9 protein-coding genes and 1 pseudogene are annotated in these 7,789 nt (G+C 66.1%); 5 read left to right on the top strand and 5 right to left on the bottom strand.

Annotated elements, in window-relative coordinates:
* Positions 1-96: 96 nt before the first annotated feature.
* The gene (locus tag PMI42_RS11450; RefSeq protein ID WP_035965285.1) at positions 97-1,398 is read right to left on the bottom strand and encodes a dihydroorotase; all 1,302 of its coding nucleotides are present in this window, start codon (positions 1,396-1,398) and stop codon (positions 97-99) included.
* Positions 1,399-1,403: 5 nt separating this feature from the next.
* Entirely contained in the window at positions 1,404-2,351 is a 948-nt protein-coding gene (locus tag PMI42_RS11445; RefSeq protein ID WP_008133862.1) for an aspartate carbamoyltransferase catalytic subunit, read from the bottom strand.
* Between the two features lie 241 nt (positions 2,352-2,592).
* Here PMI42_RS11445 and PMI42_RS11440 point away from each other — a divergent pair, with 241 nt between their 5' ends.
* The 3 genes from PMI42_RS11440 to PMI42_RS11430 all read left to right on the top strand — a co-directional run bounded on the left by PMI42_RS11440 (position 2,593) and on the right by PMI42_RS11430 (position 5,029).
* On the top strand, positions 2,593-3,342 hold the full coding sequence (locus PMI42_RS11440; RefSeq protein ID WP_008133861.1) for a M15 family metallopeptidase: 750 nt from the start codon (positions 2,593-2,595) through the stop codon (positions 3,340-3,342).
* A 21-nt stretch (positions 3,343-3,363) separates the two neighbouring features.
* Complete coding sequence (locus tag PMI42_RS11435) at positions 3,364-4,146, top strand: CPBP family intramembrane glutamic endopeptidase (RefSeq protein ID WP_008133859.1); 783 nt, start codon at positions 3,364-3,366, stop codon at positions 4,144-4,146.
* A 124-nt stretch (positions 4,147-4,270) separates the two neighbouring features.
* Positions 4,271-5,029: a CPBP family intramembrane glutamic endopeptidase gene (locus PMI42_RS11430; RefSeq protein ID WP_008133857.1), complete on the top strand. Its 759-nt coding sequence runs from the start codon at positions 4,271-4,273 to the stop codon at positions 5,027-5,029.
* On the opposite strand, the gene PMI42_RS11425 is transcribed toward PMI42_RS11430, so the two are convergent.
* The gene (locus PMI42_RS11425) at positions 5,026-5,958 is read right to left on the bottom strand and encodes an AEC family transporter (RefSeq protein ID WP_008133856.1); all 933 of its coding nucleotides are present in this window, start codon (positions 5,956-5,958) and stop codon (positions 5,026-5,028) included. The two genes, PMI42_RS11430 and PMI42_RS11425, sit on opposite strands and share 4 nt — an antisense overlap.
* 3 nt (positions 5,959-5,961) lie before the next feature.
* A complete protein-coding gene (ruvX, locus tag PMI42_RS11420; RefSeq protein ID WP_008133854.1) occupies positions 5,962-6,453 on the bottom strand; it encodes a Holliday junction resolvase RuvX in 492 nt (163 codons plus the stop codon).
* A gap of 46 nt (positions 6,454-6,499) precedes the next feature.
* On the opposite strand from ruvX, the gene PMI42_RS11415 reads away from it, so the two are divergent.
* Positions 6,500-6,715 carry a hypothetical protein gene (locus PMI42_RS11415; RefSeq protein ID WP_008133849.1) on the top strand — a complete coding sequence of 72 codons (216 nt, stop codon included), beginning with the start codon at positions 6,500-6,502 and terminating at the stop codon, positions 6,713-6,715.
* Here the strand turns inward: PMI42_RS11415 and PMI42_RS11410 are convergent.
* Positions 6,702-7,592 carry a LysR family transcriptional regulator gene (locus PMI42_RS11410; RefSeq protein ID WP_008133846.1) on the bottom strand — a complete coding sequence of 297 codons (891 nt, stop codon included), beginning with the start codon at positions 7,590-7,592 and terminating at the stop codon, positions 6,702-6,704. The genes PMI42_RS11415 and PMI42_RS11410 overlap by 14 nt on opposite strands.
* 97 nt (positions 7,593-7,689) lie before the next feature.
* Here PMI42_RS11410 and PMI42_RS40405 point away from each other — a divergent pair.
* Positions 7,690-7,789 (top strand): annotated as a pseudogene (locus PMI42_RS40405) (NAD(P)H-dependent flavin oxidoreductase); the annotation flags it as partial.

The raw sequence follows: 7,789 nt of genomic DNA, 5'->3' as shown, positions 1-7,789 counted from the left end.
GGGGGTAGCCGATGGCGAAGGCCATCGGCAAGAAAGCTTCAAGCCCCATGGGTGCAACTCCATGCTGAACCGCGACGCCACGCATGAATTCGCCCGTCAGACATGTTCGTAGACCGTCCGTCCGCCGACAATGGTGCGCACCACGCGGCCTGTAAAGCGGGCCTCGTCGAACGGGGTGTTCTTGCAGGGCGATTTGAGGTCGGCGGGATCGACCACCCAGGGGACGTCAGGATCGATCACGATGACGTCGGCGGGGCTGCCTGCGCGCAGGGTTCCGCCCGGCAGACCCAAGATCTCGGCCGGGCGCGTCGACATGGCCCGGATCAGCGTCTTCAGGTCCAGTTCCTCATTATGCACCAGCCGCAGGCCGGCCGGCAGCATGGTCTCGAGCCCGATGGCGCCGGATGCTGCTTCCGCGAACGGCAGGCGCTTGACCTCGACGTCCTGCGGATTGTGATCGGACATGATGACGTCGACGAGGCCGGAGGCGACGGCGGCGACCAGCGCGCGGCGGTCGTCCTCGGTGCGGAGCGGCGGCGACAGTTTCAGGAAGGACCGGTAGGGGCCGATATCGTTCTCGTTCAGCGCAAGATGATTGATCGAGGCCGAGGCGGTTACGGCGAGGCCGGCGTCACGGGCGCGCTTGAGCACGTCGAGCGAGTCGATGCAGGTCAGCGAGGCCGCGTGATAGCGCCCGCCTGTGAGCGCGACCAGGCGCATGTCGCGCTCCAGCATCACGGCTTCCGCCGCGTTCGGGATGCCCACCAAACCGAGCCGCGAGGCGAACTCGCCTTCGTTCATCACGCCTTCGCCGACGAGATCGGGATCCTCGGTGTAGTGCACGATGAGCGCGTCGAAATCGCGCGCGTAGGTCAGGGCGCGGCGCATCACCTGCGCATTGGTCACGCTCTTGTCGCTGTCGCTGAAGGCGATGGCGCCGGCGGCCTTGAGCAGGCCGAACTCGGTCATTTCCTCGCCATGCATGCCCTTGGTCAGCGCCGCCATCGGCTGGATGTTGACGATCGCGGTGTCGCGGGCGCGGCGCATCACGAAGTCGACCGTCGCCGAATTGTCGACGACGGGCAGGGTGTCGGGCTGGCAGATGATGGTGGTGATACCGCCGGTCGCGGCCGCCTGGCTGGCGCTCGCGAACGTCTCGCGATGGCTGTAGCCGGGCTCGCCGACGAAGGCACGCATGTCGATCAGGCCGGGGGCCACGATCTTGCCGGCGCAGTTGACGACGTCGGTGCCCTCGGGGACGCCGGCCGCGCCGATGCCGCGGCGGGTCTCGCGAATGATGCCGTCGGCAATCAGGACGTCGCCGGGGCCGTCGAAATCCCTGGAGGGATCGACGACGCGGGCGTTGGCGAGCAGGATGGGACGGCGGTCAGTCAGCATGAGCATCACGCGTTCGGCAGATTGCGGGCGAGCGCTTCGAGCACGGCCATGCGTACCGCCACGCCCATCTCGACCTGTTCGCGGATCAGCGACTGCGCGCCGTCGGCAACCGCGGTGTCGATCTCGACGCCACGGTTCATCGGGCCGGGATGCATGACCAGGGCGTCCGGCTTGGCGTAAGCGAGCTTTTTCTGGTCCAGCCCGAAATAGTTGAAATATTCGGAGGTGGACGGCACGAACGAGCCGTTCATGCGCTCGCGCTGGAGCCGCAGCATCATCACGATATCGGCGCCGTTGAGGCCCTCGCGCATGTCGCGCGCGACCTCGACGCCCATCCGCTCGATGCCGGGCGGCAGCAATGTGGTAGGGCCGACCACGCGGACGCGGGCGCCCATCGTATTGAGCAGGATGATGTTGGAGCGGGCGACGCGCGAATGCAGCACGTCGCCGCAGATCGCGACCACCAGCCCCTCGATCCGGCCCTTGTTGCGGCGGATGGTGAGTGCGTCGAGCAGCGCTTGCGTGGGATGCTCGTGGGCGCCGTCGCCGGCATTGATCACGGAACCGTCAACCTTGCGGGCCAGCAGTTCCACCGCGCCCGAGGCGTGATGGCGCATCACCAGAATATCCGGGTGCATCGCGTTGAGCGTCATCGCGGTGTCGACCAGCGTCTCGCCCTTTTTCATGGACGAGGAGGCGACCGACATGTTCATGACGTCGGCACCGAGGCGTTTCCCCGCGAGCTCGAACGAGGACTGGGTCCGGGTGGAGGCCTCGAAGAAGAGGTTCACCTGCGTCCGTCCACGCAGGACGGTGCGCTTCTTGTCAACCTGGCGGTTGAGCTCGACATATTCTTCGGACAGGTCGAGCAGGCCGGTGATGTCGGCCGCGGAAAGGCCCTCGATGCCCAGCAAATGCCGGTGGCCGAGGACGAAGGTCGATTTCGATGTCATTAAAGCGAGAGCTATAGGCGCGGATGGCTGGGGGGGCAAGGGACAATGCCGGGGTGGGGAGTTATCCCCTGATCTGTCGGTGCGGGCTCATCCTGTCCGTCATGCCCGGCTTGTCCCGGGCATCCACGTTCTTCTATCGCATTTAATGCAAAAAGGATGTGGGATGGCCGGGCATAGGCAAGCGGAAGCGACGCCGTCCTTCGGACGGCTATGCCCGGCCATGACGTGGCGGAGATACGTCATGAGATCATTTTTGACTGCGATTGCTGCAGGAGCGATTGCCACATCCGCCCACGCCCAATCGCTGCCGGGCAGCTTCGTCTATTTGCGCGACATCGATCCCAGCATCATCCAGGACATCCGCTACGCCACTTCCAACAATTTCGTTGGCCGTCCGCTCGCCGGCTACGGCGCCGGCGAATGCGTGGTGAAGCGGGAGGTGGGGCTGCGGCTGAAGGCGGTCCAGCAGGAGCTGGCCGCGCAAAACCTCTCGCTCAAGATGTTCGACTGCTACCGGCCGGCGCGGGCCTCGCTCGACATGGTGAGATGGTCGCAAAACGGCCACGAGACCGCCGCCGAGCGGCGTTACAATCCGAAGATCCCGAAGACCGAGCTGTTCCGTCTCGGCTACATCGCGAGCCGCTCGCAGCATTCGACGGGGGCGGCGCTCGATCTCACGCTGGTCGATCTGAAGGCCGACAATTCCGCCAAGTTCGATCCATCGAAAACCTATGCCGACTGCACGGCGCCGGTCGAGGCACGGCTGCCGGAAGGCAGCGTCGATATGGGCACTGGTTACGACTGTACGGATACGAAGGGGCATACCTCTGCACCCTCGCTCACGCCGGACCAGCGCGCCTGGCGCAGGCGGCTGGTGGCTGCGATGGCCAAGCAAGGCTTTGTGAACTATGCGAAGGAGTGGTGGCATTTTTCCCTGCCGGGGGCAGGCGGGGCGGCCTATGATTTCCCGATCCTGCCGCGGCGGAACTGATTCCGGCTGCAAGAAAGCGCTATGACTGAGCCCAGCTTCGCGACCCCCGAGGTCCTAGACCCCCCGCCGCTCACCGTGACTCCTGCGCCGCCGCGGGTCTGGATGTTCTGGGGCACGGCGGTGTGGGGCCTGCTCATCTTTGTCGCGATGTTCCTCGGCCAGGTCGGCGCGATCCTCTATCTGGTCTGGGACCGTGGCGACCCCCTCGACCTGATGTCGATCCAGCGTGTCGGCCGCGAGCCCGCGGCGCTCGCGCTGTCGGTGACCATGGGTCTGCCGGCAACGCTTGCCGCGGTGTGGCTTGCCATTCGCATCAAGGGGGCCTGGTTCGTCGACTACCTCGCGCTATATTGGCCGTCCTGGAAGCAACTCCTGCTCGGCGCGGTCGGGCTCATCCTGATCGTGGTCGCATGGGAGACGATGTCGCGGAGCCTCGGCCGCGAGGCGACGCCGGGCTTCATGACCGATCTGTTGAAATCCGGCCGCGACAAGGGCGCCGCGCTCATGCTGCTGTTCGCATTCAGCGTGGCCGCACCGATGTCGGAAGAGGTGTTGGCGCGCGGCTTCATGTTCCGGGGCTGGTCGGCGAGCTTCCTGCGCGTGCCCGGCGCGATCATCCTGTCGTCGCTGGTATGGACGGCGGTGCATCTCCAATACGATCTGTACTTCCTCGCCGAGGTCTTCTCCATCGGCCTGTGGTTCGGCTACATGCGCTACCGCGCGGGCTCGCTCTGGCTCACGATCGTGCTGCACGCGCTGAACAACATGACCGCGGTGGTGCTGACGATGTGGCTGGGGAGCTGAGGCGCCTGCGGTCTCGATCTTCCAATCGCGTTGTGCCGCGGCAATTGCCCGCCTGACGATCCCCTAGTATGTTCGGGTAGTCCCTACGCCCACCTTCGCTCCGACGTTGTCGGGGAAAGCTTGCATGTCGGACCTCGAAAATGCCGGCCGATCGGCAACAGGCGCGGCGCCGCAGCCTCGCACCTGGGATTTCGCCGAGACGCTGCTCGTCGCCTTGCTTGCCACCCTAGCATTCATGCTCACCGGCGGCGGCGCGCTCAAGTTCCTGGTCTTTCATTTCGGTGGGGGCGAGGCACTGTCTGCGACGGAGCTTCAGGAGGTGTGGTTGCAGGGCCGATGGCAGGGCACCGGCACCATTCTGGGAGCACCGGCCGTCATCCTCGTGCTGTGGATCGCGATCCGCATGGCTCGCAGAGGGTTCTCGGAATATCTGGCCTTGAACTGGCCGAGCGGTGGCGAGATCGTCCGTGCATTGTTCCTGATGGCCATCGTTCTGACGGTCGAGATGGTGCTGCTGTCCATTGCCGGCTCACGCGGATACAAGCCCGGTCCGGATCTCATCGTTCGCGGCTCAGCAGGGATGCTCGCGATGCTGATCGGTAGCTGCATTGTCGCGCCAATCGTCGAGGAGTTCGTCGTCCGCGGCTTCATGTATCGCGGCTGGTCGCAATCGTTCCTGGGGCCAAATGGCGCGATCGTGCTGGCCTCCGCGTTGTGGGCGCTCGGCCACGTGCAATACGACCTGTTCGGGCGCTTCAACGTCTTCCTGGCGGGGCTCGCCTTCGGCCACCTTCGCGCGAGCGGCAATTCAACCTGGCTGGCAGTCATCGCTCACTCTGCGATGAACACGTTTATCTACCTTTCGGTCGGGCCTTACGTTTAGGGCCCGGTGGCCACCAGCGCGATCGCGATCGGCATCGTGATCGCCGCCAAAATCGTTTGCAGCGTGATGATCTGCGCCAGCAGCGGCGCATCGCCCCCCATCTGGCGGGCCAGCACATAGGCGCTCGGCGAGGTCGGCACCGCCGCGCAGATTGCGACGATGGCAAGGCTCTCGCCGGAGAGCCCGAACCACACAGCGAGAACCAGCGCGAGCACGGGCATCAGCACCAGCTTGAACCCTACGCCGAGCGTTGCGCCCATGCTCGGGCGGAGCAGGCCTTTCAGCTGGAGGCCGGCTCCGGTGACGAGCAGGCCGATCGCGAGCGAGGAACGGCTCAGCGCATCGGCGACCTCGTGCCAGATCCTTGGCAGCGGCAGATGGATGACGTTGATGACGAGGCCGATGACGCAGGCCCAGATCAGGGGATTGCGGATCACCGTCATGACGATGGCGCGCGCAGACTGTTTCTCAGGCGATGCATAATGCGCGAGCACGGCGACGCTGAACACGTTGACCAGCGGGATGATCGCGACCATCGCGACGGAGGCCAGCGCCAGCCCGACATCGCCGAACATGTTGGCCGATACCGAGAGCGCGACATAGGTCTGCCAGCGCGTCGCGCCCTGGAAGATCGAGGTGAAGGCGGGGCCGTCGATGTCGAGCCGCGCCAGGGCCGGGCGCAGCGCAAGGCACAGCAGCGACATCGCGAGCGCCGACAGCAGCAGCGCGCCGCCGACGCCGGCGACCGGCACTTTTGTGAGGTCCGCCTTCACCAGCGTCTGGATCAGCAGCATCGGAAACAGCGCGAAATAGGTCAGCCGCTCCAGCCCGTGCCATTGCGTGTCGAGCCGCATCAGGCTGTGGCGGAGCACGACGCCGAGCATGATGAGGACGAAGACCGGCAGCAGCGCCGCGATCACCACGGCCATGGATCAACCCGTCCCCGGGCTTGGGCGGAGATTGGCGAGGCGGTCGAGCGCGCCTTGCAGGATGAAGATCGCGGCGTGCTCGTCGATCACCTCGGCGCGCTTGGCGCGGCTGACATCCATGCCGATCAGCTCGCGCTCGACGGCGGCGGTGGACAGACGCTCGTCCCAGAGGCCGATCGGGAGCGTGGTCAGTCCGGCAAGGTTGCGGGCGAAAGCGCGGGTCGATTGCGCGCGCGGGCCCTCGCTGCCGTCCATGTTGATGGGCAGGCCGAGGACGAAGCCGACGACCTTGCGCTCGGCCGCAATCGCGAGCAGCCGCGCCGCGTCCTGCTTGAATTGCTTGCGCTGGATCGTCTCGACACCGGTTGCCAGTCGCCGGTCCGGATTGGACACGGCAACGCCGATGGTCTTGGTGCCGAGATCAAGGCCGATCAGCCCACCGCGTTCGGGCCAGTGGGTTGCAGCATCGACGAGGGGCAGGATAAGAGCCGGCATGGCGTTAGCGCATATCACGCGTCGCGCCGCGGAGTGAACCCGGAACATGGATGCGCTGACACTATTCGGCCTGTTTGCCGTCACCGCAATGCTGGTCTGCTATGCGATGGAAGACCGTAGCCATTGGTTCGTGCTGCTGTTCGCGATGTCCTGCGCGTTCGGCTCGGCCTACGGCTTCCTGCAAGGCGCCTGGCCGTTCGGCGTAGTCGAGGCGATCTGGGCCGTCGTGGCGCTGCGGCGGTGGTATCTCAGGCCGCGATGACGTCATCCTCACGTTTCAGGCAGGCGGCAAAAGCGGCGAGCGCGCTGTATTGATGGCCGGCGCTGCGCTGGATGAACAGCGTCTCCACGCGCGCGTGCGAGGGGCCCAGCGTGTGGATCGAGACGCTGCCGGTCATCGCGCTGCGCTCGACGACAGCGCGCGGCAGCAGTGTCACGCCCATGTCGGCGGCGACGCAGCCGATCATGCCGTCGAGCGTGCCGAGCTCGAAGCGCGCAGCCGATGGCCAGCCGAACTCGACGAACACCTGTTCGAGCCGCTGGCGATAGGTGCAGCCGGTGCGAAACACCAGCGCGGTCGGACCCGACTCCGGCGTGCCGGCGCGCAACTCGGCGAGCGAGCTCCAGCGCCGCGCGCTGACCAGCACCAGTTCTTCGCGGAAGGCACTGGTCGCGGTGAGGTCGGCATGCGCGATGGGGCCCGCGACGAAGGCGCCGTCGAGCGAGCCTTCGAGCACGCCGGCGACGAGGTCGGCCGTTGTCGCGGTGCGCAGGGAGAGGCGCACCGCCGCGAAGCGGCGGTGGAAATCGGCGAGCAGCGGCGGCAGTCGCACCGCGGCCGTCGTCTCCATCGAGCCGATGGCGAGCGGTCCCTTCGGCTCACCATCGTCGCGCGCGGCGAGCACCGCCTCGCGCGATAACGCGGCCATTCGCTGCGCGTAGGGCAACAGTCTCTTGCCGGCGCCGGTCAGCGTCATGCCACGGCTGTGGCGCTCGAACAGCGGCGTGCCCATCTCCGCCTCCAGCGCCTTCACGCGCTGGGTGACGTTCGATTGCACCGTGTTCAGCTCTTCGGCGGCCCGGGTGATGCCGCCGGTGCGGGCGACGGCGGCAAAGGTCTGGATATCGCTGAGTTCCATGGCCTCGTTTCGCTTTTGTGATGGCAGCGTTCGCAACAATTCATTTTTCGAGAATGCTAGTCGGCCCTAGTCTCACTGTCCAGATCGGGGAGGGGTCATGCCCATGACGACGTCGCTGACGAGGCTGCTGAAGATCAGGCATCCCATCCTGCTGGCGCCGATGGATGTGGTCGCCGGCAGCCGGCTGGTGACGGCGG

The sequence above is a fragment of the Bradyrhizobium sp. YR681 genome (assembly GCF_000282615.1).
Taxonomy (GTDB): Bacteria; Pseudomonadota; Alphaproteobacteria; order Rhizobiales; family Xanthobacteraceae; genus Bradyrhizobium.
This window is presented reverse-complemented; position numbering and strand designations above follow the sequence as displayed.

What these genes read in the sequence shown, in the direction of transcription:
- PMI42_RS11440 (WP_008133861.1), top strand. Translation starts at nt 2,593, where the DNA reads ATGAGATCATTTTTGACTGCGATTGCTGCAGGAGCGATTGCCACATCC.
- PMI42_RS11450 (WP_035965285.1), bottom strand. Translation starts at nt 1,398, where the DNA reads ATGCTGACTGACCGCCGTCCCATCCTGCTCGCCAACGCCCGCGTCGTC.
- PMI42_RS11425 (WP_008133856.1), bottom strand. Translation starts at nt 5,958, where the DNA reads ATGGCCGTGGTGATCGCGGCGCTGCTGCCGGTCTTCGTCCTCATCATG.
- ruvX (WP_008133854.1), bottom strand. Translation starts at nt 6,453, where the DNA reads ATGCCGGCTCTTATCCTGCCCCTCGTCGATGCTGCAACCCACTGGCCC.
- PMI42_RS11415 (WP_008133849.1), top strand. Translation starts at nt 6,500, where the DNA reads ATGGATGCGCTGACACTATTCGGCCTGTTTGCCGTCACCGCAATGCTG.
- PMI42_RS11445 (WP_008133862.1), bottom strand. Translation starts at nt 2,351, where the DNA reads ATGACATCGAAATCGACCTTCGTCCTCGGCCACCGGCATTTGCTGGGC.
- PMI42_RS11430 (WP_008133857.1), top strand. Translation starts at nt 4,271, where the DNA reads ATGTCGGACCTCGAAAATGCCGGCCGATCGGCAACAGGCGCGGCGCCG.
- PMI42_RS11410 (WP_008133846.1), bottom strand. Translation starts at nt 7,592, where the DNA reads ATGGAACTCAGCGATATCCAGACCTTTGCCGCCGTCGCCCGCACCGGC.
- PMI42_RS11435 (WP_008133859.1), top strand. Translation starts at nt 3,364, where the DNA reads ATGACTGAGCCCAGCTTCGCGACCCCCGAGGTCCTAGACCCCCCGCCG.